Raw genomic sequence first — 22758 nt, forward strand, 5'->3', positions numbered from 1 at the left:
AAGCAGCACCCGTTTAGAACGTTTGAAATACAGGCGAAGAACGGCGTTACCGCCCACCTGCGACATCAATAAATGACCCCGTTACATAAGAGGCTTCTTCCGACAGCAGCCAAGCGATGGTATTAGCCACTTCGTCAGCGCTACCGCCACGCTGCATAGGAATTTGGGGAGCCAAACGATCAACCCGTCCTGGCTCGCCACCATCGGCATGCATATCAGTGTAGATAAAACCGGGACGAACGGCGTTAACACGAATCCCCGAACCCGCCACTTCACGAGACAACCCCTTTGTTAGGGTGTCCATGGCACCTTTCGATGCAGCGTAGTCGACATATTCGAAGGGCGAGCCTGTTTGCGAGGCAAGCGATGAGACATTGACGATGGCACTACCTGCAGGAAAGCGTCTGGCGGCTTCTCTGGAGCAAAGAAAACAGCTGACCACGTTGCTATTAAGCACTTGGTTGAAGCGCTCAAGGTCGATGTCGACCAGCTTGGATTGGGTAAATAGTATGCCTGCATTGTTGACTAAGTGGGTCACACCGCCAAAGCGCTCCTCTGCGGCATCAAACAGTCGGATAACGTCTGTTTCACTGCTGACATCCGCTTGGTAAGCAAATGCTCGACCGCCTTCACTTATAATGGAATCAACCACGTTACTTGCGCGTGCTTTGTTAGCAAGATAGTTAACGCACACTGCATAGCCTTTGGAGCCAAGCAGCATAGATGTCGCTGCCCCAATACCTCGGCTTCCTCCCGTCACAATAACTACTTTCGACATGGTGCCTCCTCGTTATTTTTGATACCTAACCCACCTAGCACATTAACCCGGTGATAGTGGCTTGGGTAGCTGTACCATGCCACCCAGCCTAGTTCAGTCATTTACTTGCTCTTGATTTCTTGCCATCTCACAACTACTGTATATAAAACCACTATAAAAGGTGAACCATGGCATCTCTTGGCCCACCAAGTTCCTATAAGGGTCGCGGGGCAACGTACGACCCGCACAATCGTTTTGCGCCTACCCATAGCGTGGCAGAAGATGATGGCTGGTGGCGGGAAGAAGCATCTACGACCCTCGCCACCGAGGTGCGCGAGGAAGTAAGCAAAAGCGCACTGTCGTGGAATAAATCGCCGGATTTGCCCTTTGACCGCTCGCTAAATCCTTATCGCGGCTGTGAGCATGGCTGCGTTTACTGCTTTGCTCGCCCTTCCCACGCTTATTGGGATTTATCGCCCGGGCTAGATTTTGAAACCAAGCTAATTGCCCGTAGTGGGTTGGTGGAGCGATTAACGGAGGAGCTGTGTCACCCTAACTATGTATGCCGCCCGATCAATCTTTCCGGCAATACCGACTGCTACCAGCCGTTAGAGGCTACCTACCAAACCACTCGCCGGCTGCTGGAATTGCTGCTGGAGTGCCGCCATCCGGTCACGCTGGTCACCAAAAGCACTCTAGTGCTGCGCGATTTAGAACTGCTGGCGGAAATGGCCGAGCACCGTTTGGTGCGGGTATTTGTTAGCCTGACCAGCCTAGACGCCAATTTAAAGCGCACGCTAGAACCAAGGGCGGCGTCGCCTCAGGCGCGCTTACGAGCCATCCGTGAACTGAATACCGCAAGTATTCCAGTGGGCACCCTGATTTCACCGGTGATTCCAGGGCTGACCGATCATGAAATTGAAAAACTGCTCGAAGCCGCCAGCCGAGCAGGGGCACGAACGGCAGCCTGGATGTTGCTGCGCTTACCTTATGAAGTAGCGCCGCTGTTTGAGGCGTGGCTGGAAGCCCACTACCCGGAGCGCGCGGCGAAAGTGATGAGCCTAATGCGTCAGTGCCGTGGCGGTAAGGCGTACGATGCCAAGTTTGGCAAGCGCTTTCGCGGTGAAGGAGTATTTGCCGATTTAATTGCGCAACGCTTTGCCCGCGCCAGCCGCCAATGGAACATGCAGGATCGCACTGAGCAGGGTTTAAACACACGCGATTTCCGGCCACCACGCGCGCAGAGAGATTTATTCCTTTAAGCTAAGCCGCAACGTTAATTCATTTATTACAAAGGAATCCGAATGACCGCGCTTAGCAAAACCAAGTCGAGCTTTTACCGACGTTTATATGTTGCCCATTTGATCGAACAAGGTGTTACCAGCGTGCCTGCATTAATCGAAGCCACAGGTATGCCACGGCGCACCGCCCAGGACACAATTGCGTCCTTGGCCGAGTTGGATATTGAGTGCGTGTTCACTAAAGATGACGGCGAACGCCATAATATTGGCCGCTACCAGATACGCGACTGGGGAGCGATAGACCCACGTTGGGTAGCCACACACGCCGAGCAACTTAAGCAAGCGCTTGGCTATGCTATTTAGTTAGTCGTTTTCATCCGGCTCCGCCCAAGCCAGCCGCGCAGCATTGAGGGTCACCGTCAGCGAGCTTGCTGCCATGGCGAGTACCGCTACTAACGGGGGTATCGCCATCAGCACCACCAACCCCAAGGCCAAAGTATTGTAGAGCGCCGAAAAGAACAGATTCTGCACCATGATGCGCCGCGTGCGCTTGGCGATACTAAGCAATCGCACCACGCCACTTATGCCGGGCGTCATTAGCTGTGCGGAAGCGCCTTCCCGGGCGGCCTCGCTGGCACTCAGTGGCGCAATACCCACATCAGCTGCGGCCAAGCTCAACGTATCATTCAAGCCGTCACCCACGAAGAGCGTTGGCGATGGCAGCGCCTGCAGCAGCCGCGCTTTGGCTTCAGGCGAGCGTTGGGCATAGCAAGCGTCTCGCGTAAGCCCTACCCGCTCACCTAACCAGTTTACTGCGCCCTGGCGGTCGCCACTGATCATGGCGACCACATAACCTGACTCAAGGAGGCGCTTTACGCTAGTTGCAGCATCAGCCACGGGTTGATCGGTGAGATAGAACGTAGCCAGCCAGCCCGCTTTGTCAGCCAACATCACCTGAGAAGCAAACGCCATCGCGGGGTCTTCTGCTTGGGATGGCAACACAATCTGCTGTCGATTTAGCCAATTAGCGCTGCCTAGCGTTAGCCACTCGCCGCTATTTAACCGTACACGGCGCCCTTCCCCGGGCGATTCATTTACTTCTATGTTTTGCTCGGGGTTTTGCCCGGGGTTTTGCTCAGGGTGCTGATAACGTTCATCGCTCGACCAGCGTGCCAACGCGTGGGCTAACGGGTGTTCACTTCCAGCAACGGCAGCGCTGAGCTTTTGTTGCAATGCATGCTCATCAATACCCGCCCTGGCCTGCCAATGCAGCACGGAATGGCTACCGGTGGTTAATGTACCGGTTTTATCCAGCGCGACTGAGCGAATGCGCGCCAAGGTTTCAAGCGCTGCCGGGTCGCGTAGCGCAATACCTTGCTGCATAGCCTGGCCACTACCCGCAAGACTTGCCAGCGGCACTGCAAGCCCGACGGCGCAAGGGCAAGCGACGACTAACACCGACAGTGCACGAACAAATGCCTCTTCCCAGCCCAGCCCCATTAGCAGCGCGCTCGGTAGTGTTAACAGCGCCAATAGCAGCGCAAGGGGGCTTAGCCAGGCAGCAAACCGGTCAGCAAGTTTTTGAAGCTCACCTTTTTTAGCCTGATAGCGGCGCATTTCATCACATAGCCGATCCAGCCGACGCTTGCCCACCTCTGCGCTTACCTGCATGACGACAGGCGTTACGCCAAGATAACGGCAGCCCGCGTATACCTTTTGCCCTGCATTAAAATAGCGCGGTAGGCTTTCGCCGGTCAGGGAGGCGGTATCGATCCAGCCGGGCGCTTCGAGGGTGCCATCTAGCGTCAACAGCTCCCCCGATACCAACGCTACACGCATTCCAGTGCTTACTTCCCCCACCGGGAGCGATCGACAAGTGTCGTTTTGCCAAACGCTTACGTTGTCATCTGGCAGTGCAAGGGCATCCAGCGCTTTTAACCCACGGTGGCGACATAGCGTTTCCACCAGCCGCCCTACCAGCAATAGCACAATCAGCATGACCGCTGTATCAAAGTAGACTTCAGAGGCGCCACGCCATAAAAGCACCACTGAGACAATTACCGCGCCAAACACGCCAAGGCTGATCAACACATCCATACCGGGACGCTTGGCAAGCAGGGTACGCCATCCCGCGCGGTAAAAAGGTAGACCTGCAAACAACACAACGGGAAGTGAAAAAGCCCCCGACACCCAGGCGACTATTAGCTCAACCTGCTCACTGGGCAACGCGCCAACGTATATTAATAGTGAGGCAAGCATGGCCCACATGCCGAACAACGCCCCCACCATCAACCTCAGGGTTAAATAGCGGCTCTCCTCTTCTAGGCGCGCATGGGCATCGGCCACCGGCTCAAGTTCACTAAGCCGATAACCCAAACGTTTAACTTTTGAGGCAAGTACTGAGAGTTGAGTCGCAGCAGGCGTGCCGCTGATACAAAGCGTAGCACTAGGATAGTGCACGCTTACCTCGTGAACCCCATCAAGCCGATTGAGGGAACCCTCCACGGCGAGAGCGCAACTGGTGCACCACATACCGTGGAGAGTATAGAGCTGCTCGGCGTTGGCTTGCGTCATGCCACTTACAGGCAAGGCGGTATGCCAACAATCGGCATCGCTGCAAAGACAACGCCTAGCGTAGAGAAAAAATATAGGCCAGTGGAGAGCCAAGCATTAAAGCGTAGTCTGCCATGGTGACGTTTAGCTACTTGCCAACATCCCCACGTGAGCCACGCCAATAGGGCCGCTGCCAGCAAGCTAATAACCAGTAGAGTGGCGTTAATCAACGTGAACACGCCCTGCTCTGGTTCGGGGAGCGCCACTTCACAGGCCAGGGCATGCCCGCCGTAAACTGTTACGAACCAACCGCTCCAAAGCGTTAAACCGACAATGAAATGAATCGGATGGGTAAAATGCAGACGTTCCATCGTGGCTCTCATTGGGCTTAGCCTCCTATTACGCGTGGCAACACGGCAAGCGAACCCACAATGATCCAAAACGTTACCACGCTATAACGCCACCATTGTGCCACCACCACAGGCTCGAATGGGGCGTGGGCACCGACATAACCGTAGCCTACTCGCAGGCCCTGCAACAGGGCCAGTATGGCACCTAGCCCACCGTGCAGAAGCGCATAAGCCAGCCCCACCATAATCACCGCATCGTGAGTAGTCTCAGTGACAGCGAGATTGGCGTTAAACAGTACCCACAGTGTGATGGCTACCTGCACAAAGCCAAGCGCACTAATGCTATACATGCCCACTGCCAGCCCTGCATCGTGTTGCCGGCGCAAACCACGCACTAGCTTTTCCAGTAATCCTGCGCCAGCGGTCAACGCCAATCCGGCGACGATTAGCCCCACCAATGAGAGCGGTGATGTCTCAGGCATTCGCCATTCAGGCGAGACCGTCCAAAGGTAGAACCAGCCAAAAAGATAGGAAAGGAAAAACGAGCCATTCGCGAGCAGCGCAATCGCCATGGCCCACAGGCCCGGGCCATCCATCGTCCGCGAATGTAATGGTGGGTCGCCTGGCTCTACCCGTGCATCCGGCGCAGCGTTAGGGTGCGCGCCATTTTCCCAAGACCAGCGCAGTAGAAAGATCACCGCCACCACCACGGCGACACCCGCCAATGGATAAAGACGGGTTAGCAAACTTAAACACACCACAGCCAGCGCCAACGCGGCGAACAGCGGCCACCAGGAGTTACCAGGTAGGTGAATGATTTCACGCAGTTTGCCAGTGATGGGGTCAGTTCCCCACATTTCGCGTCGACCATGAGTGGCTATCGCCAGCCCATGTCGGCCTTCCATCATAGTGCGTGGCAAGTCTGGGCTATCCCATAGCGGATGGCGTGTGTCGACGGTTGGTAAGCTGACAAAATTATAGGGAAGAGGGGGCATGTTATTGGCCCACTCTAATGTGTCTGAGTTCCAAGGATTATGTTTCGCAGGTTTACCAAAACGGAAGTGCAGCGCAATATCCAGCAGCACCATGGCAATACCAACAGACGTAATGAAGCCCCCGACTGAAGAGATGAGGTTAAAAATTTCCCAACCTGTACCGGCTTCATAGGTATACACGCGGCGAGGCATACCCAATAGTCCGGTCCAGTGCATAACGAGGAAGGTAGTATTAAAGCCAATAAAAACGAGCCAGAAGCCCCATTTGCCTATGGTTTCTGACGGCATACGCCCCGAAAACAAGGGCAACCAATAGTACAGCCCGGCGATCAGCGGAAAGAACATCCCCCCCACCAGAACGTAGTGCATATGCGCCACCACAAAGTGGGTATCGTGCACCTGCCAGTCAAACGGCACCAGGGCGAGCATAACGCCAGTTAAGCCGCCGCATACAAAAATGACCAAGAAACCTACGATCCATAGCATCGGCAGTTTCATTTTAGGCTTACCCAACCACAGCGTCGCCAGCCATACAAATACTTGTATCCCCGTGGGAATGGCAACCATCATGCTCGCCGCTGAAAAGAACGCTAGCGATAACTGGGGAATGCCCACCGTAAACATGTGGTGAACCCACAAACCAAAGCTGATAAACCCAGTAGTAAGAATGGCGAAGACAGCCCAGCCATAGCCCACAATTGGACGACCGGCGAAGACCGGGATTAATGTGGAAACAATACCCGCCCCCGGCAGGAAAATAATGTACACCTCAGGATGACCAAACAACCAAAACAGGTGCTGCCAAAGAATGGGGTCACCACCGCCAGCGACGTCGAAAAACGGCATTCCCACTGCTCGTTCAAGCTCTAACAAGATACTGCCTAAAATCAACGGCGGAAAACCGACCACGATCATCATCGCCATGGCGAGAATGTACCACGCAAATAACGGCATCTTGTGCAGTGCCATGCCTTGAGTACGCGTACGCAGTATGGAAACCACGAGTTCAACCCCGGCAGAGAGCGCCGAGATTTCGACAAAGGTGATACCCAGCAGCCAGAAATCCGAGCCCAAACCAGGCGAGTACTCACTGCTGCTCAGTGGCGTATACATAAACCAGCCACTATCAGGGGCCATTTCCAGCACTAAACTAAAGGTGATAATGATGCCGCCAAACAAGTAGCACCAATAGCCGAGCGCTGTCAGGCGGGGGCAAACTAGATCGCGTGCGCCGATCATCTTGGGGATCATGTAAATCGCTAACCCTTCAAGGATCGGGATAGCAAATAGAAACATCATCACCGTGCCATGCATGGTGGTGACTTGGTTATAAATATTGGGCGACATGAAATCTTGATTGGGCAGTGCCAACTGAGAACGTATCAGCATGGCCAACATGCCACCGATCAAGAAAAACACCATCCCGGTCACCATAAACCGCAGGCCAAGGGTGGTGTGGTTTACGATAGTTAGCGCTTTCAGGCCACGCGGGTTGCCCCATATTTCATTTAAACGGTCGTGTAGGCGCTGCGGATCTTCGGGTAGCTCACCCACTGGAGTCGTTTCATAGTTAATATTGGTCATGGGGTTAGCGTCTCCAACCATGCACCCAGGGACTCCAAGGTAGCCGGATCAATATCGTAGTGAGGAGGCATTTTATTGCCAGGTTTAAGCGCTTGATGCTGTTTAAGCCATGTACTCACCGCCCCTTCTTCCATAGCGATGACACCGGCGCCTAGACTTGCTCGACTACCAAGATCAGAAAGAGCCGGCCCTTCTCCTCCGGTTGAGAGCCCCGCTACCCGATGGCAGCTCGCGCAATGACTCATAAATGCCTCCCTGGCAAATTCATGCTGTTGGTCGTTTACCGCTAACGACGACAGCTCATCCGTTTGGCGTGCTGCCAACCACGCTTCATATTCATCACGTTCAACGGCCTCTACATAAAGGTGCATTTGAGCATGCTGAGTACCACAAAATTCTGCACACTGCGCACCAAATATCGCGGGCGCATCCGCTTCTAAGCGAATTTTGTTGACATGCCCGGGCACCATATCGATCTTGCCGCCCAATCGCGGCACCCAGAAGGAATGGATTACATCGGCACCGGTGACATGAAAATCTACGGGCTCACCCGCTGGCATGATAAGTTGATTGGCGGTAACCACTTCGCCACCTTCCGCGCCCGGATAGCGCACCTCCCACCACCATTGATGTCCGATCACCTCAATCACTTCCGGCGGATCGCTCAATGGCAGCGTTAACATACGCTGCCCAGTCGGCACGCCAAAGGTCAACAGCGCTATGATACTGGCTACTGGAAGTATAATTCCGCCGCCAACAATCCAACGACGCGCTATTCGACGCTCCTCAACGGGTGTTCGCGTCACCTCCTTACGCTTAAACGTATAAAGCCAAAAGAGGGTAACCATCCCTAAAACCACGGTGCTAAAGCCCAACATCACCCACCAGACCATCGCTATATCTCGCGCTGCCTGGCCTGCCGGGTCTAGAATAGATTTATCACCTGCGCACCCTGTTAGCAGCAATCCAGCTAATAGGGCGAACGCTACAAGCAGCCGGTTGACCCACTGCTTGGTTAAGCGTTGAATACTTATTAAACGGTGAATCATTAGCCTCATCCTTGAATTCCTTTTTCTGCCCACAGGAAGTGACCATGGCAAAATCTCGTCCACTCTCGATCATCAGCCGCGCCTCTATCGCTGGCCACCCGCTTCATCCATTGATGATTCATTTCCCCGTCGCCGCGTTGTTGGCACTGGTGGCCAGTGACATTGGTTTTTGGCTGAGTGGTGATCCCTTTTGGATGCGTGCCAGTTTGTGGCTTGCAGGTGTGGGCGCTTTTGGCGGCTGGATAGCCAGTACGGCGGGTATTATCGACCTTACAACCGTACCGCGTATCCGTCGCCTGATTACCGGCTGGAGCCATGCCATCGTAGCGGTCGTAATGCTCTCGTTGGCGTCGCTGAACTGGTTGTTGCGCTTCAACGATCCCAGCGCCATTCTGCCTTGGGGGATGGCAGTATCGCTGTTGACAGCCGTCTTGATCTCGGTGGCCGGCCTGTTGGGTGGCCAGTTGGTTTATGAACATGCCGTCGGCGTCGACATCGACGACTGAGCTAAACAAGTCTGGGCTAAATAGGTTAAATTTCATCGTGGTTAGCTCCAATCCAGCGGTTTTGCTAACACGAATATTAAAACGCTTAAAATTCCCGCCAACGCAACGCATAGCGCTGCCCAGTTGGCGGCTTTTATCCAACGATAATGCCCCTTCTCCACACGCAGAATTAGCCAACCAAAACAGCCGTGAGCCGCCACCATGGCCACCACTGAACCCAACTTTATTATTAGCCAGCCGCCCAATATGCCATAGACGAGAAACAGCAGCGTCCCCGAAGCAATGGACACCAAGGCGGCAGGGGTAGCAACAGAGTTGTAGAAAAACCGCGGAATCGGAGGTGTGCCCTGAGCAAAACCAGAATCTTTGCGTAGTTGCAGCGCTTGACTCAGCAAGGCGGGCAGATAAAGCAGCGAACCGCACCAGATCACTAGCGCGGCAATGTGAAGCAGTTTAAGCCAGGGCATCGGGGCTTCCTTGCATTGCTTAAGGCGACATAATTCCTGTCCTAACCTTAGACAAAACGCCGCACTCTGGCTAGCCGTTTAACTCACCTGGACCTCGTAACCTGTGAATTTGCGGAGGTTAATAACGCCGCTATCAAGCAATAAATATTGCCCTTTTACGCCTAGCAGCACGCCTTCCACCAGCGGTTGTTTATCGAAGTTATGTGACACCACTTTTTTGGGGAAGACGCTGACAGGATAGTAAAAATGTTGCGCTGGACTATCCAGTAGGCGAATGGCATCCGCTCCATGGGTCTCGCGCAGTTGACGCAATCCATCCGCTAACAAACTCAGCAAGCGGTCACGCTCGGCAATTAAATCCAGTGCTTCTACTTCACCTTTCAGCATGGTACGCCAGTTGGTGCGATCAGCTACTTGCTCTTTAAACAGCATTTCGACGAAGCCGGACTGTTGACGTGTATTCACTTCAAGGATTGGCAGCGCCTGAATGGCGCCTTGGTCCAGCCAACGGGTAGGCATTTGAGTTTTGCGGGTAATGCCTATTTTCAAACCAGAGGAGTTGGCCAAATAGACAATATGAGGCTGAAAACAGTGTTTTTCGCCCCACTCCGGCTCACGGCAGGTGCCTTGGAAAAAGTGGCAGGTTTCCGGCTTCATAATGCAAGTATCACACTGCGCCAGCCGCTTGAAGCAGGGGTAACAGTGCCCCTGGGCAAAGCTTTTTTTCGTTGCGCGTCCGCAATGAGTACAGGCAATAGCGCCTGTCCAATGCAAACTAAGTGGCTCACCGATACGTTCATTAAGTGCAATACGGTGGTCGCCAGCACGCAAATGGTAGACCACCTGCTCATCTTGGCGGCTAGGCAACGCAGCCGCCATTTTGCTTAAACACCCTTGTATTGCCGCTTCAATCACGCGTGGCATCCCGAGCCAAGCCCGCCATTTCAGGCATCACACCAGCGCCGCTGGCAGCCGCTCCGCAGGTACGCTGCTCCAAGTACCCGACGCGGTTCTCTTCCGGCACGTTATTCTCCGCTTCATAGCGCATCACGGCTTCCAAACAGAGTTCGGTCTGTTCAGGCGTTAAGCGGCGTCCATCGGGCCATTTGCGTAGCGATACCGCTTGTTTAAGGCTCTCATAGATCGCCGGGGTCATCTGGTTAATCATTTTTTCAAACGTCATTTCGCTCATTGCCAGCCTCTTAACGATTTTTCAAACGGCGTGATGAATAATACCAGCCTGTGACAAGCCCCACGAGTAGCCCTCCCAAATGGGCTTCATTAGCGACGTTACCAAAGCCAACACTGCCCGCCATATCCGTCATGGTGAACACCATCCACCCCAGCATAAACACCACCAGCATTTGCGGTACAAAAAAACCACTTTGGGGTACTCGCCGTGACATCAACCAAACGTGCGCCAGCAAGGCGTAAACCACGCCGGACATACCGCCGAATAGCACGGTACCGGTCAGGTACTGAGCGACATTCGCGCCGATACCGGCCAAGAAAAGCAGCAATAGCATGGTACCGCTGCCCTGCAGCACCTCAATCTGACGTCCGAAGTACCACACCCACATCAGGTTGAATATTAAATGCATCCAGCCAAAATGTAGGAACGCAGGTGACAGCAAACGCCACACTTGCCCTGACGAAAGTGTTTGTATCAAATTGCCGAACACCAGTTCGCCACTTGAAATGCCGATTGGCACGATGGTCAAGGTTACGATCAACTGGTCGCCAAACACCCCAATCAATGCAAACACCATTAAGCTAATCGCAATCATCAGTGCCGTCACCGGCACTTGTTTCAGTGAGGCCCAGGAGCTAGTCATGTTATGAGCTCGCTTAGCAGACTGCTGAAGCTTTAGGGGCTCACCCCGCCGCCACTGTTCTACCAATGCTTTAAGCTCTTCGTATTGGCGTGGGTCAGCGATCCATAATAGCTGACCATCGGCCTCGTCGGTAATGCGGTGACCAATTCGATGGCGCCAAAGCGCCTGGCGCAGTTCGCTTGTATCCGCATAGTCGGGCAAAAGCATCACTGGATGCATAACATCTCTCTAAACAAAGCGCTAACGGTACGCTCTCCGCAGCGGGTAAGAATTGAGTGCAATGATAGCTACCAACAAACAGGCAAAAAAAACCGGCGGTGGGGACCGCCGGAGAATAAAAGCAAGGGATCATTCAAGGGAACACTTACTCTGATAGCCGACGGCAGGGTTAGTTCAGCCGATTTGCAAAAATAATGTAACGGAGCGTAACCTAAAGAAAGAAACGTTAATCAAAGTCGATTTCCCAGGACCTAGGCAACGCCCTCTCTTCTTTCGGCACCTTAATCCAAACAAAGTGGTCAGCGTTTAGTGTGGCTTCTCCGTTCCACCGATAAGCAACTAAACGTCCATATTTAACCGCGCTATAGTCTAAACAAGCGATATTGCGGGCAGGTAATGCCGGTATCCCCTCGCACCAATAATGGCCGATAAATAGCGGCGGCTGGTCCGGCCCATAATAACTCAACTGCTGGCGTTCTTCGTTTGAAAGAGCATGTGTCTCAAGATCGCCGGGCAAATTATCGGGCTGGAAGACTACATCGCCCCACTGCTGTGGATCTTTGGCCCAGAAATGGGCGCGAAAGCTTTTTCGCGTAAACCCATCACCAGAATGTATCGCAATCCCTTCAGGCAGTGATACGTGGGGCCCTCGCGTGAGCCGATCCAAAATCTTATACGCCTGTGTACCTGGTTTTGTGGACTCGACCAAAAACGAGGTATCCATGCATTGGTCTGGGCGCCGCTGCTTAAATTCATCAATCAACGCCTGATCCCAGCACGCATGCACCACACGGATGCCATCAATTTCAAGGCAGAGCGGTATGGTTTTAAACCACGCCAACGTATCTTCCCACTCGTTGGTGTAATCGCGATACTGCTCCAGGGTGTCTTGAATAATTCGATTATGTCGAGGTGTATGTTCACGTAACCAGCGTTTGTGGCTACCTGGGGGCCCAGGGTGGGTGTAGGCCAAAGCGTTATATTCGTGGTTACCCATCACAATATACGCCTCGCCCTGCTCAACCATTCGCTTGGCAATATTGACCGCCAGGCGGATACGCGGCCCACGATCAATTAAATCCCCGAGAAAAATCACTTTGCGGCGAGGGTGGCGATATACGCCACTGCGCTGGTGGTAACCCAGTTTTTCGAGTAATGCAGCTAGCGTAGCGCCACAGCCGTGGACATCACCAATCAGGTCATATCCTTCCATACTTAATCCCCCAGCCGATGGCTCCAACCTAACTTGCTACGTAGTACTTCGTAGAAATTATGTCCGATGGGGTGCGCCAGTTGAACACGCTCAGGTTTGCGTGTGATCACCAACACGTCGTTGGGCTTCGCCACCGCCCGCGTTTGCCCATCGCAGCTAATATGCGGATAGGTTTGGTTGGTTTCGCCAATGTGAATACGAATTTCACTAGCGGCATCAATCACAATTGGCCGACTCGAAAGCGTATGAGGAAACATCGGCACCAGCGTTACCACATCGAGTTTGGGGTGCATAATGGGCCCGCCACCCGAGAGTGCATAAGCCGTGGAACCCGTGGGTGTGGCGACAATCAAGCCATCGCTGCGCTGGCTGTAAACAAACTGACCATCAATAAACAGCTCAAACTCAATCATGCGAACCGCTTTGCCAGGGTGCAGTACCACTTCATTTAAGGCATCGCCATTCCCTACCGCGACACCATTGCGGTAAAGCACCGCGTCAAGCAAAAAGCGCTGTTCGATCTCAAATTCACCTGCGAGCACTTCGGCCACGCGAGTTTCCAGCTCATCGGGGGAGATGTCGGTGAGAAAACCCAAGCGGCCCCGGTTAACTCCCAAAATGAGTGTCCCGCTTCGGCAAAGCGTACGCGCTGCGCCCAATAAGCTACCATCGCCGCCGACCACAATGACCAAGTCGCACAGCTCCCCCAGCATGCGACGGCTAGCCTCCGGTTGGCCATGGTGCGGTAAAGCAGTCGCGGTGCGGTCTTCTACCAACACCGAGTACTCATGGGTAACAAGGTAGGTGACTAGACGTTGCAGAGAGTCGAGTACCTTGTCACTGCCTAGCCGACCAATCAGCCCAATAGTTTTAAAGGGTCTGCTTGGCCGGTCGCCGGAAGGCGACATAGCGTCTGGTGATAAAGGGTTGCTCATGGGCCGACTCTCGCTAGCATAAGCCGCCATTATGGAGACACGTCAGCTATCGGGCAAATGGGCTTAACTAACGACCGCTTGACGACGCTGGCACCACCAATGGTTTAGCCATAGCGATGCCACGATGATGAGAGCGCCCAGCAGCAGACGAGGAATGTCCGCATCCCGGTTCCAAATGACCAGGTTAACGATGAGACCTGCCGGCACCAGCGCATTGTTCATAATCGCCAACGTACCCGCATCCACTTTAGTGGCACCCTGGTTCCAAGCGAAGTAACCCACGCCAGAAGCGACTAATCCCAACCAAGCCAACACACCCCACTGCAATGAGGTGGTGGGCAATGCTGCGCTATTGCCGAATAATAAATAAGCGGGCAATGCCACTATCATCGCGCCAATAAAGAACCAACCAAAAACGTTATGCCATGCCAAGCTGGGGGGTAAATCGGCCGCTAAGCGACGGTAGCCCACCTGTCCAATGGCGAAACAGAGGTTAGCGCCTTGCACAACAAGAAAACCTGCCCAAAAACCACTATCAACGCCGTCATAGCGAATAACCCCCGCCCCGACGACAGCAAGCAGTGCCGTTACAATATAAATAGGGGTAAAGCGCCCAAACAAAAGATCATCCAGCAGGGCGATATAGATAGGCGTAAAGATGGTAAACAGCAGTACTTCAGGTACCGATAGCAGCAGAAAGGATTGATAGAAGAAGGTGTACATCACCCCCAACTGAATGGCGCCCAAGCCCATTAGCGCGAGCCTTTGTTTACCACGAAGAAGGCTGGGGCGTAGAAATGGTAAAAACACCAGCATGGCAAGCGTTACCCTTAGAAGCACCGCAAAGTAGCTGTCAACCTGGCCCGCCAGATAAACCCCTATCAGCGAAAAGGAGAATGCCCACAGGGCGGTGACGGCAATCAGATAACCCATTGTAAACCTCGGCGCATAAATTAGTTTACGCGGATTATACGCACATGGGAGAAGCTGCCAAGCAGTAAACGCAAGCAACAACCTTTGACTAACGTTGCTGCAACCACCAAATCGCATAAACAACACCGGGCAGCCAACCTGCCAGCATTAACAATACCGCGATACCCACACGCTTTGATCCGCCCTGTGTTAAGCCGACTGAGAGGGGTGGCAAAAATACCGCCAGGGCATAGTAGGCAAGCTTCAAGGCTGCGGGCTCTGGTACTGCTTGTTCCTCCTGGCTTGCTAGTGTCGTTTCGGATGGCACGGTCGATGCCGCTCCCTGCTCGGCTTTGGGTGGTGGCGTAAAATGCTCCACTACGCTAGCGGGTTCCTTCGCCTTTTTTGCTGCACGCTCCTGGGCTAGACGATGGGCTTCTTTATCAATTTTCTGCTCTAAAGTTTCAGCCCCTTCTGCCAAGTCATCGTGATGGCGCTCCCAATCTTCCCAATCGTGAGGCGTACCCGATTTAGGCCGCTGATGTCCAGAGCCCCGGGCTCGTTCCCAGGCTTTCTCTTCCAATGTATTGGGTCGATCGGGATCGCGGTCATTACCTACCCCTTTACGGTTCAAGTATTCACGTGCATCCATGGAAAGCTCCTTTATGCGTTAATTAATAGACAACGCGTGCATTAGAAAATTAACGGTTTAGAAAATTCAGTACTTATAGCCCAGTACTTATAGCCCAGCACTTTCAACCCAGCACTTTTAGCCAAGTACTTACAGCGTTGAATAAAGAGTCCTTGCAGGCAGTACGCTATGGGCTAAATCGCCTACAGTGAAAGAGTCGATACTAGCTTGATGCCTAGCCAGGCGAATTATCAGAACGCACTGCCTACGGCGCCTTAGTTACCACCATGGTTGCCACAGCGCTGACTACGATGAGCAAGGAGTGTCCATGATGAATAGAACAGCCCCCAGCATCGTCCGCGACATCATGTCCCGTGATTGCTACCGCGTCTCACCAGAGGCATCAATCACTACCTTAGCCAAGGGGCTAGCCCTGCACCGCTTACCTGGTGCGCCGGTGGTTGATGCTGCTGATCGTCTAATAGGCTTTATATCAGAGCAGGATGTAATAGGCCGTGTACTTGATAGTATTTATCATGATGACGAAGCACCGCTGGTTAAAGAGATGATGCGCCATGAAGTACTCTGCGTGTCGCCGAATAAATGCATTACCGACTTGGCGCAGGAAATGCGTGGTCAAAAACCTAAAGTTTACCCGGTCGTTGAACAGCAGCGGCTTATAGGAATCGTAACACGACGTGATATCCTTATTGCTCTATTGACTATTCGCAGCCATTAACATTTATGGTAGTTACACTGTTTTAAGCCAGCTATAACAGCCAAGTAGCAGCCAAAAAAAACCGCTACTCAATGAGTAGCGGTAGCAAGGGATCAAAACAATAGAGCCAGAACAACAACTTTAGCGACTGCTATCGCGATGTTGCCTGTACTTACTCAGACACGCTGTGCTGGAAAAGTTCGCAAAAAAGTAAAATTTTCGACCTTGGTGACGTCAGGCGTATAATTAAAGGGCAATCCATCAACTGATAACGCCTGGGAGCACAGCGAATGGCACTGTATTTATTAGTATTTGGGGTGTGCTTACTAGTGATTGGTGCGGTGATACTGGTATTGATGAACTCAAGCACCCCCCGCTATCGCACCGAACCGAAGGATTTATTGGCGCTTTTTGATAAAGCACTCAACAGCCAAGTGAGCGAAACCGAGTGGAATGCCATTATTGGTTACCCCATTCGACACAACGAATACTTGGACGGCATTAGACGACGTGCCGCGCATTTAATGGAGCAGCACGGGCGTCGCTGGATGATTGCTCAGGGTAAACCATTGCTCAATGAAGAGGGTCAGGCAGAGCTTCAGGCCCTTCGCGATCACTTGGCCGCCCATACGGCCCTCCGACAGCAGTAGCTGTTGCGGTTCAGGAGACCTGCTATGCCCAGCGTTATTCGACAAATTCCGTTAGCCAGCGCCACGCACCACCACACGCACGATTTTCATCAGATCGTTATTACTATGTGTGGTTCATCAGAATTTGAAATTGAAGGGCTGGGTGGCCGTGTCAATGCGTTTTCGGGATGTATCGTGCCCGCTAACCATGAGCACTACTACTCAGGTCATGGACATAACCGGCAGTTGATTTTCGACTTGCCAGAAGATGCCCCTGCCTTAACGGGTGAAAACCGCGAATTGGTTGCACTGTTTGACGCTCCCCGCTTCTTTGGCTTAGACAACGCATTGCGTCATTACCTAGCCTTTATGGAAAGCGAACTTGCTCAAGGGATCGACACCTCCGTCAATTCCTTTCAGCAAGACCGTTTAGCCGCCACCCTACTGGGCTCACTCAAAGCAAGGTTAGGCTCAGCAATCAATCCCAACCAACGACGCTTAGACTTGACGCGTATAAATCGTTTTATCCGCCAGCATCTTGCAGAGGAACTACGTGTCGCCGATTTAGCACGGCTTGCCTGCTTGAGTGAGGCACATTTTTCCGACTGCTTCCGTGCTCAAACCGGGCTTTCCCCCTGGCAATACGTAAAGCGCCAGCGGCTAAATGCGGCTCGTCAGTTGATCCTGCAAAGCCGACTCCCCCTTACTGATATTGCACTCCAAACGGGTTTTTCCAATCAAAGCGCGCTTTCCCATGCGTTTCGGCGCAATTATGGTCTGTCGCCGCGCAAATTGCGCCAAGGCGATGTGTCGCCCGTAGCGATTGGTACTTTGAACTCTTCTCTAGGATCATTAACAGGCCATTAGAGACTCAACTAAAGTCGTAACCTTATTCCTCTTGCCGAGAAATTGACACGTTTTACCGTGGAACCAACATACAACTGAAGTGGCGCCGCTCTACATTCGCTTATTAGCTTGGGCGTCATGCCCTGTTACCCATTCGTTCTGTTCAGACTTTCGGGGGCTTCAATGCTCAATGCCAAGAAAATGCGTGACCCTGCCATCTGGCAAACTGATCTCGACACTCTCATGGATCGTATTAGCGACCACTACATAGTGGACGAAAGTGCCTATGTCAGCGAGCTGATCGAAGTGCTGAATGCCGACCGCGATGACTTTGCCCGCATTGAAGCCAACACTGCTGCGCTGGTTGAGGATGTTCGTAAAATGGACACGGCCGTCGATACCATCGACGAGCTGCTGCAGCAGTACAGCCTGGATACCCACGAAGGCCTAATGTTGATGTGCCTAGCGGAAGCCATGCTGCGTATTCCCGACAAAGCCACCGCCGATGCCTTGATAGAAGATAAACTCGGCCCCGCCGACTGGCAGTCCCATGTCGGTAAAAGTGATTCATGGATGGTCAATGCCTCGACCTGGGGTCTTTTAATGACCGGCCGCGTGTTGAAGATGGACCACCCTAAAGAAGGGCAGCCCGCCAACTTCATTAATCGCATGGTTAACCGCATGGGCGAGCCGGTTATTCGCCGCGCCATGTATGAAGCGATGAAGATCATGGGCAAGCAGTTTGTACTGGGTCGCGACATTAACGAAGCCTTGAAGCGCTCCAAGCCACTGTTCAATAAAGGGTACACCTACTCCTACGATATGTTGGGTGAAGCGGCCCGCACACGTGATGATGCCAAGCGTTATTTTGACGACTATGCCCGGGCCATCGAGCAAGTAGGTAAAACGTGCAAAACCTTAAGCGATAAGACCCCGGCGCCGTCGGTATCTATCAAACTCTCTGCACTGCATCCACGCTATGAGTTTGGCCGTCGAGAGCAGGTGCTCGCCGAACTGGTCGACACGGTTATCAAGCTGGTCAGCAAAGCGCGCGAGCTAGAGGTAGCCGTCACTATTGACGCGGAAGAAGTGGATCGCCTGGAAATATCGCTGGAAGTTTTCCGTGCGGTTTACGAAAGTGAGGCTGCTAAAGGCTGGGGGCACTTCGGCTTGGTCGTTCAAGCTTACTCCAAGCGCGCCCTGCCCGTACTGCATTACATTAATCGTTTGGCTGATCAGCAAGGAGACGAAATTCCACTGCGCTTGGTCAAAGGCGCTTACTGGGATACCGAAGTTAAAGAGTCTCAGCAGCTCGGGGTCGACGGCTACCCGGTATTTACGCGCAAAGCGGGTACCGATGTGGCTTACCTCGCCTGCGCCCAGTTCCTGCTCTCCAATGACACCCGCGGGCGTATTTTCCCGCAGTTCGCTACTCACAACGCTCACACCGTGACGACTATTTTAGAATTGGCCAACCACGATAGCCGTCCGTTCGAGTTTCAGCGCCTGCATGGCATGGGCGAAGCTCTTTACGATGCTGCCCTTGAACGTGCGCCTAAAGGCACCTACTGCCGTATTTATGCCCCCGTTGGCGCGCATAAAGACTTGCTGCCTTACTTGGTACGTCGCCTGCTTGAGAACGGTGCCAACTCATCATTTGTTCATCAGTTGGTCGACCCGGATGTCCCGGTCGAGTGGCTATGCCAGCACCCAATCGAAACCTTGCGCAAGCAGAAGCATCTGGCCAACATGAACATTCCGTTGCCCAAGGATATTTATGGGCCCAAACGGCGCAATTCACGTGGTGTGAACCTGAATATCCGTAGCCACTACTATCCGCTTATGGAGAAGATGGCTGCGTTTATGGATAAGCAGTATTCGGTTAAGCCGCTTGTCGCTTTTGATATCGCTGACGACGCCTCTAATACCCATAGCGTTACGACCCCTTATGACCGACGCCAAACCGTAGGTAGCGTCCAGTGGGCAACTAAAGAACAAGCCACGAAGGCGCTGGATGCTGCCTGGGCCGCCTTCCACCGCTGGGATGCCACCCCCGTGGCAGAACGGGCTGCTATCGTGCGTCGCCTGGGCGATTTGATGGAAGAGCATATGCCAGAGTTAATGGCACTTTGCTCGCGTGAAGGCGGCAAACTGCTCACTGATGGTGTCGACGAAATACGAGAAGCTGTCGATTTCTGCCGTTTCTACGCCATGCGTGCTGAGGAAGATTTCGGCCAGGTAATAGAGCTCCCTGGCCCCACAGGCGAGTCCAATCGCTTGTTTATGGGGGGTAAAGGTGTATTTGCGGCGATTAGCCCCTGGAACTTCCCGGTGGCGATTTTCTGCGGCCAGGTTGTCGCAGCAGCGGTTTCAGGCAACACCGTGCTGGCCAAACCTGCAGAACAAACATCAATTGTGGCCCACCGTGTCATTGAGCTATTACACGAAGCGGGCATGCCACGTGATGTCGTACAGCTACTACCTGGTGATGGCCCCACAGTGGGTAGCGTGTTGACCTCCGACCCGCGGATCACTGGCGTTGTATTCACTGGTGGCACCGATACCGCACAAATTATTAACCGCGCTTTGGCAGCACGTGAAAATGCACCGCTGGCTACGCTGATTGCAGAAACCGGCGGTATGAACGCCATGATTGTCGACTCTACTGCCCTGCCCGAACAGGTCGTGGTTGATGTTATTCAATCAGCGTTTCAGAGCGCCGGGCAACGCTGTTCGGCTTTGCGTGTCCTTTACCTTCAAGATGATGTTGCCGACCGGGTGATCGAGATTCTTGAGGGCGCGATGGCTGAGCTACATATTGGTGATCCTCGTGATTTAGGTACCGATGTAGGCCCCGTCATCGACGAAGATGCCCGTAAAGGTTTACTAGCGCATATCGAAAAATTAAAAGCCGAAAACCGGTTGGTAGCGGAAACGCCGATAGCCGCTGAACATACCCAAGATGGCACTTTCGTGGCGCCTGTCGCCTTCACTATTGATAACATCGATTCGCTCACCCGTGAGCAGTTCGGACCCATACTGCATATCGTGCGCTACAAAGCCAGCGAGCTTGATAAGGTTATTAATGACATTAACGGTCGCAACTATGGCCTGACGTTTGGTGTGCATAGCCGTAACGAATCGTTTGCCGCAGAAATAGCGCAGAAAATGCGCGTCGGTAATGTTTACATTAACCGTAATATCATCGGGGCGGTGGTGGGTGTTCAGCCATTCGGTGGCCAAGGGCTTTCCGGTACGGGGCCAAAAGCCGGCGGTCTTCACTATCTGCATCGTTTTGTGACTGAGAAAACGATTACTAACAACACCGCTGCCTTAGGCGGGAACGCGTCGCTGCTGGCGCTAGGTGATGAGTAAGTCGCTCATCAAAATCACTAACCTGAACTCCTAAACAGGAAACCATCTTATGGTCGACAATAATATAGGGATTGCCTCTACATTCATGGCCTATCTAGGCCTTATGCAGGGCATAGGGAACCGTTCGTATCAACGTACAAACCACCTCTCCGACAACATTTCTAATGGACGCTCGCCGGGGCCAGTCACGTGAATAAAAAATAGGTTAACAAAAAAGACGGTGTTGCTACCGATTTCCATTCGGTAAAGGCGCTGAACCTGGCGGCGCTAGGGTTGTACGAAAAGTCGGCGAACGCAGGCATTTTCGTACAGAGCCTAGTTCCGTTCTAACGAACTGGAGAACTTTCATGGCTACTGGTGTTTGGATTAGTTTATTTGGTTACTTTGCGCTCATGATCGCCATCGGCGTTTACGCCATGCGCAAATCTACGTCTTCCTCAGAAGATTATATGCTGGGTGGCCGGACCCTCAGCCCACAAGTGGCGGCCCTTTCGGCCGGTGCTTCGGATATGAGCGGCTGGTTGTTGCTTGGTTTACCCGGGGCGATGTTCGTCTCAGGCCTGGGTTCCGCCTGGATCGGTATCGGCCTGCTCGTAGGGGCACTCTTCAACTGGATTTTGGTTGCACCGCGTCTGCGTGAACAGACGATTCACTACGGCAATGCGATAACCATTCCAGCTTTCCTGGCGAACCGGTTCCCAACGCGCGCGCTGTCCCTGCGCACGGTATCAGCCATCGTTATCGTTATCTTCTTCGCGGTGTATACAGCCTCAGGCTTAGTGGCAGGCGGCAAGCTGTTTGAAAGCGCGTTTACAGGCGTTTATAACTTTGGCGATATGAGCAACTACGGCATGGGTGTCATGATCACTCTCGGCGTGGTGCTTATCTACACCGTTGTAGGTGGCTTCCTGGCCGTGAGCATGACGGATTTCGTACAGGGCTGCATCATGATGTTAGCGCTGGTGATCATGCCTGCGGTGGTACTGTTCGGCGAAGGCGGTGGCGGCTTCTCCCAAGCATCACAGACCCTAAATGAGGTCGATCCCACGCTGCTATCCTGGACGTCGGGGCTCACCTTTATCGGCTGGCTGTCTGCGGTTACCTGGGGGTTGGGCTATTTTGGGCAGCCACATATCATTGTGCGCTTCATGGCCATCCGGTCACAAAAGGATGTTCCGATTGCCCGTAACATTGGCATGGGCTGGATGCTTATTTCCCTTATTGGTGCCGTTTCTCTGGGTATATTTGGTCGGGCCTATGCCATCCGTAATGGGTTGGATGTCGAGGATCCGGAAACCATCTTTATTATCCTAGCGAATTTGTTATTCCATCCGCTGGTCACTGGCTTTCTCTATGCTGCCCTGCTTGCTGCGGTCATGAGTACCATTTCCAGTCAGTTGCTGGTGGCATCATCATCGCTGACAGAAGACATCTATCGCCTGTTCTTCCACAAGAATGCAACCGAGCAACAGAGTGTGGCCGTAGGCCGTGTCTGCGTCGTGCTTGTGGGTATTGTGGCCGCCATTATTGCCTCTGATGAAAACTCCCAGGTATTGGGCTTAGTCAGTAATGCTTGGGCAGGCTTTGGTGCTGCGTTTGGTCCGCTGATTATCTTGTCCCTGATGTGGTCACGCACCAATGGTGCCGGCGCTATCGCAGGTATGGTGGTAGGTGCCGCTACCGTCATAATCTGGATTGCCTTGGGTTGGAACGGTGAATTTATGGGTGGCCCTGGCGTGTACGAAATCATTCCTGGCTTCATCGCTTCTATGATCGCCATCATAGCCGTCAGCAGTATGACTGCCGATGCAGGTGAATATCAGCACATTACCCGCTAATCAACAAGTGGGTTATGAGGCCTTCCCGTGTCAGGTACACCGATCTTGGGAAGGTCCATGCATTATAGCTCTTCTGAGCTGTATGCGATCGGGCCACCTTCGGGT

General features: G+C 53.1%; 21 protein-coding genes. 8 read left to right on the forward strand and 13 right to left on the reverse strand.

Annotation, left to right across the window (positions count from 1 at the left end; translation table 11 throughout):
* Window positions 1-46: 46 nt before the first annotated feature.
* On the reverse strand, window positions 47-778 hold the full coding sequence (locus ACUVOF_RS18015) for an SDR family oxidoreductase (protein ID WP_447045637.1): 732 nt from the start codon (window positions 776-778) through the stop codon (window positions 47-49).
* Between the two features lie 167 nt (window positions 779-945).
* Between ACUVOF_RS18015 and ACUVOF_RS18020 the strand changes: the two genes are divergently transcribed.
* Both ACUVOF_RS18020 and ACUVOF_RS18025 read left to right on the forward strand, forming a co-directional pair.
* Window positions 946-2019, forward strand: coding sequence for a PA0069 family radical SAM protein (locus ACUVOF_RS18020; protein WP_447045638.1), 1074 nt, complete (start codon window positions 946-948; stop codon window positions 2017-2019).
* Window positions 2020-2061: 42 nt separating this feature from the next.
* Window positions 2062-2361 (forward strand): winged helix-turn-helix domain-containing protein, encoded by a 300-nt coding sequence (locus tag ACUVOF_RS18025; protein WP_447045639.1) that lies wholly within the window; start codon window positions 2062-2064, stop codon window positions 2359-2361.
* Here the strand turns inward: ACUVOF_RS18025 and ACUVOF_RS18030 are convergent, their stop codons facing one another.
* From ACUVOF_RS18030 to coxB, 4 genes are read right to left on the reverse strand one after another with little or no spacing between them, the layout of a single operon-like run.
* Window positions 2362-4572 (reverse strand): heavy metal translocating P-type ATPase, encoded by a 2211-nt coding sequence (locus ACUVOF_RS18030; protein ID WP_447045640.1) that lies wholly within the window; start codon window positions 4570-4572, stop codon window positions 2362-2364. It lies immediately after the preceding gene.
* A 5-nt stretch (window positions 4573-4577) separates the two neighbouring features.
* Window positions 4578-4922 carry a hypothetical protein gene (locus tag ACUVOF_RS18035; RefSeq protein ID WP_447045641.1) on the reverse strand — a complete coding sequence of 115 codons (345 nt, stop codon included), beginning with the start codon at window positions 4920-4922 and terminating at the stop codon, window positions 4578-4580.
* Window positions 4923-4939: 17 nt separating this feature from the next.
* Window positions 4940-7480: a cytochrome c oxidase subunit I gene (gene ctaD, locus ACUVOF_RS18040; protein ID WP_447045642.1), complete on the reverse strand. Its 2541-nt coding sequence runs from the start codon at window positions 7478-7480 to the stop codon at window positions 4940-4942.
* On the reverse strand, window positions 7477-8529 hold the full coding sequence (gene coxB, locus ACUVOF_RS18045; protein ID WP_447045643.1) for a cytochrome c oxidase subunit II: 1053 nt from the start codon (window positions 8527-8529) through the stop codon (window positions 7477-7479). The genes ctaD and coxB overlap by 4 nt, the downstream gene beginning before the upstream one ends.
* A 44-nt stretch (window positions 8530-8573) precedes the next feature.
* Here coxB and ACUVOF_RS18050 point away from each other — a divergent pair, with 44 nt between their 5' ends.
* Window positions 8574-9035, forward strand: coding sequence for a DUF2231 domain-containing protein (locus tag ACUVOF_RS18050; protein ID WP_447045644.1), 462 nt, complete (start codon window positions 8574-8576; stop codon window positions 9033-9035).
* A gap of 41 nt (window positions 9036-9076) precedes the next feature.
* On the opposite strand, the gene ACUVOF_RS18055 is transcribed toward ACUVOF_RS18050, so the two are convergent.
* From ACUVOF_RS18055 to ACUVOF_RS18090, 8 genes are all read right to left on the reverse strand, one after another.
* Entirely contained in the window at window positions 9077-9502 is a 426-nt protein-coding gene (locus tag ACUVOF_RS18055) for a CopD family protein (protein WP_113270827.1), read from the reverse strand.
* Window positions 9503-9580: 78 nt separating this feature from the next.
* Window positions 9581-10426: a DUF2797 domain-containing protein gene (locus ACUVOF_RS18060; RefSeq protein WP_447045645.1), complete on the reverse strand. Its 846-nt coding sequence runs from the start codon at window positions 10424-10426 to the stop codon at window positions 9581-9583.
* Window positions 10410-10694, reverse strand: coding sequence for a YeaC family protein (locus ACUVOF_RS18065; RefSeq protein WP_447045646.1), 285 nt, complete (start codon window positions 10692-10694; stop codon window positions 10410-10412). The genes ACUVOF_RS18060 and ACUVOF_RS18065 overlap by 17 nt, the downstream gene beginning before the upstream one ends.
* A gap of 10 nt (window positions 10695-10704) precedes the next feature.
* A complete protein-coding gene (locus ACUVOF_RS18070) occupies window positions 10705-11556 on the reverse strand; it encodes a rhomboid family intramembrane serine protease (RefSeq protein WP_447045647.1) in 852 nt (283 codons plus the stop codon).
* A 226-nt stretch (window positions 11557-11782) separates the two neighbouring features.
* On the reverse strand, window positions 11783-12769 hold the full coding sequence (locus ACUVOF_RS18075; protein ID WP_113270831.1) for a metallophosphoesterase: 987 nt from the start codon (window positions 12767-12769) through the stop codon (window positions 11783-11785).
* Window positions 12770-12771: 2 nt separating this feature from the next.
* On the reverse strand, window positions 12772-13704 hold the full coding sequence (locus tag ACUVOF_RS18080; protein WP_447045648.1) for an NAD(+) kinase: 933 nt from the start codon (window positions 13702-13704) through the stop codon (window positions 12772-12774).
* 63 nt (window positions 13705-13767) lie between these two features.
* Window positions 13768-14637 (reverse strand): carboxylate/amino acid/amine transporter, encoded by an 870-nt coding sequence (locus ACUVOF_RS18085; RefSeq protein ID WP_447045649.1) that lies wholly within the window; start codon window positions 14635-14637, stop codon window positions 13768-13770.
* A gap of 88 nt (window positions 14638-14725) precedes the next feature.
* Complete coding sequence (locus ACUVOF_RS18090) at window positions 14726-15268, reverse strand: YqaE/Pmp3 family membrane protein (RefSeq protein ID WP_447045650.1); 543 nt, start codon at window positions 15266-15268, stop codon at window positions 14726-14728.
* Window positions 15269-15578: 310 nt separating this feature from the next.
* Here ACUVOF_RS18090 and ACUVOF_RS18095 point away from each other — a divergent pair, with 310 nt between their 5' ends.
* The 5 genes from ACUVOF_RS18095 (at window position 15579) to putP (ending at window position 22653) form a co-directional block, all read left to right on the forward strand.
* Window positions 15579-15986 carry a CBS domain-containing protein gene (locus ACUVOF_RS18095; RefSeq protein ID WP_447045689.1) on the forward strand — a complete coding sequence of 136 codons (408 nt, stop codon included), beginning with the start codon at window positions 15579-15581 and terminating at the stop codon, window positions 15984-15986.
* A 269-nt stretch (window positions 15987-16255) separates the two neighbouring features.
* On the forward strand, window positions 16256-16615 hold the full coding sequence (locus tag ACUVOF_RS18100) for a hypothetical protein (protein WP_447045651.1): 360 nt from the start codon (window positions 16256-16258) through the stop codon (window positions 16613-16615).
* A 24-nt stretch (window positions 16616-16639) separates the two neighbouring features.
* Window positions 16640-17461, forward strand: a complete 822-nt coding sequence (locus ACUVOF_RS18105) for a helix-turn-helix domain-containing protein (RefSeq protein ID WP_447045652.1) — start codon at window positions 16640-16642, stop codon at window positions 17459-17461.
* A gap of 162 nt (window positions 17462-17623) precedes the next feature.
* Window positions 17624-20815, forward strand: coding sequence for a bifunctional proline dehydrogenase/L-glutamate gamma-semialdehyde dehydrogenase PutA (gene putA, locus ACUVOF_RS18110; protein WP_447045653.1), 3192 nt, complete (start codon window positions 17624-17626; stop codon window positions 20813-20815).
* A gap of 347 nt (window positions 20816-21162) precedes the next feature.
* Window positions 21163-22653 (forward strand): sodium/proline symporter PutP, encoded by a 1491-nt coding sequence (gene putP / locus ACUVOF_RS18115; RefSeq protein WP_113270837.1) that lies wholly within the window; start codon window positions 21163-21165, stop codon window positions 22651-22653.
* Window positions 22654-22758 lie beyond the last annotated feature (105 nt).

It is taken from the genome of Vreelandella sp. H-I2 (genome assembly GCF_052959335.1).

Coding starts and splice junctions, on each gene's coding strand:
- ACUVOF_RS18015 (WP_447045637.1), bottom strand. CDS start 778: ATGTCGAAAGTAGTTATTGTGACGGGAGGAAGCCGAGGTATTGGGGCA.
- ACUVOF_RS18020 (WP_447045638.1), top strand. CDS start 946: ATGGCATCTCTTGGCCCACCAAGTTCCTATAAGGGTCGCGGGGCAACG.
- ACUVOF_RS18025 (WP_447045639.1), top strand. CDS start 2,062: ATGACCGCGCTTAGCAAAACCAAGTCGAGCTTTTACCGACGTTTATAT.
- ACUVOF_RS18030 (WP_447045640.1), bottom strand. CDS start 4,572: ATGACGCAAGCCAACGCCGAGCAGCTCTATACTCTCCACGGTATGTGG.
- ACUVOF_RS18035 (WP_447045641.1), bottom strand. CDS start 4,922: ATGGAACGTCTGCATTTTACCCATCCGATTCATTTCATTGTCGGTTTA.
- ctaD (WP_447045642.1), bottom strand. CDS start 7,480: ATGACCAATATTAACTATGAAACGACTCCAGTGGGTGAGCTACCCGAA.
- coxB (WP_447045643.1), bottom strand. CDS start 8,529: ATGATTCACCGTTTAATAAGTATTCAACGCTTAACCAAGCAGTGGGTC.
- ACUVOF_RS18050 (WP_447045644.1), top strand. CDS start 8,574: ATGGCAAAATCTCGTCCACTCTCGATCATCAGCCGCGCCTCTATCGCT.
- ACUVOF_RS18055 (WP_113270827.1), bottom strand. CDS start 9,502: ATGCCCTGGCTTAAACTGCTTCACATTGCCGCGCTAGTGATCTGGTGC.
- ACUVOF_RS18060 (WP_447045645.1), bottom strand. CDS start 10,426: ATGCCACGCGTGATTGAAGCGGCAATACAAGGGTGTTTAAGCAAAATG.
- ACUVOF_RS18065 (WP_447045646.1), bottom strand. CDS start 10,694: ATGAGCGAAATGACGTTTGAAAAAATGATTAACCAGATGACCCCGGCG.
- ACUVOF_RS18070 (WP_447045647.1), bottom strand. CDS start 11,556: ATGCATCCAGTGATGCTTTTGCCCGACTATGCGGATACAAGCGAACTG.
- ACUVOF_RS18075 (WP_113270831.1), bottom strand. CDS start 12,769: ATGGAAGGATATGACCTGATTGGTGATGTCCACGGCTGTGGCGCTACG.
- ACUVOF_RS18080 (WP_447045648.1), bottom strand. CDS start 13,704: ATGAGCAACCCTTTATCACCAGACGCTATGTCGCCTTCCGGCGACCGG.
- ACUVOF_RS18085 (WP_447045649.1), bottom strand. CDS start 14,637: ATGGGTTATCTGATTGCCGTCACCGCCCTGTGGGCATTCTCCTTTTCG.
- ACUVOF_RS18090 (WP_447045650.1), bottom strand. CDS start 15,268: ATGGATGCACGTGAATACTTGAACCGTAAAGGGGTAGGTAATGACCGC.
- ACUVOF_RS18095 (WP_447045689.1), top strand. CDS start 15,579: ATGAATAGAACAGCCCCCAGCATCGTCCGCGACATCATGTCCCGTGAT.
- ACUVOF_RS18100 (WP_447045651.1), top strand. CDS start 16,256: ATGGCACTGTATTTATTAGTATTTGGGGTGTGCTTACTAGTGATTGGT.
- ACUVOF_RS18105 (WP_447045652.1), top strand. CDS start 16,640: ATGCCCAGCGTTATTCGACAAATTCCGTTAGCCAGCGCCACGCACCAC.
- putA (WP_447045653.1), top strand. CDS start 17,624: ATGCTCAATGCCAAGAAAATGCGTGACCCTGCCATCTGGCAAACTGAT.
- putP (WP_113270837.1), top strand. CDS start 21,163: ATGGCTACTGGTGTTTGGATTAGTTTATTTGGTTACTTTGCGCTCATG.